Annotated in this window: 1 protein-coding gene; it reads left to right on the forward strand. The window is 50.2% G+C overall.

Annotated elements, in window-relative coordinates:
• Nucleotides 1–366: hypothetical protein (locus IV04_RS26515; RefSeq protein WP_037441879.1), on the forward strand; the 366-nt coding region annotated here is incomplete at its 5' end.
• Between the last annotated feature and the right edge of the window lie 174 nt (nucleotides 367–540).

Genomic DNA, 540 nt, shown 5'->3' on the forward strand with positions numbered 1-540 from the left:
GACAGTTTCTATCAGGCCAAGGTGAATACGCAAGAGATGCCGGATCTGCGCCAAAACATGCTGGCGGAAATGGGGATTCACGGAGAGGCGGCTGCGCGTGCTTTGGCGGTGGAAGCGGCGGAGCAGAGCATCAGCCAGGGGCTGATTTCTGGCCGACTGCAACATACCCAAGTCACCCTGTTCAAGGCCACACAGATGTCTGCTTATTATCAGTCTGTTGCTGGGGGAAAGGCGCTATGGCTGAGCGAAGATAATGGGATAGGGGCAGTGTGTGATCAGTTGACGGTGATTCCGCTGGCGTGCAACCACCATAATATTATCGATTGTGTTAGTGAGATTGGGTCGGTGATAAGGTTGTTGCGGTGATTATGGGGTAATCAGAGAAAGGTTTTTATAACTTCGACCTTCTGATTTATTCCCGCATCAACCTGTCTCTTGTTCACATTTTGAGGGTTGTTGCGGAATGTGGATTTATTTCGGTCGCTACACAAATTATGTTCACTCGGGAATATGATGAAGGCGACCGAGTTGGGGGCTCAA

The sequence above is a fragment of the Serratia sp. Ag1 genome (assembly GCF_000743355.1).
Taxonomy (GTDB): Bacteria; Pseudomonadota; Gammaproteobacteria; order Enterobacterales; family Enterobacteriaceae; genus Chania.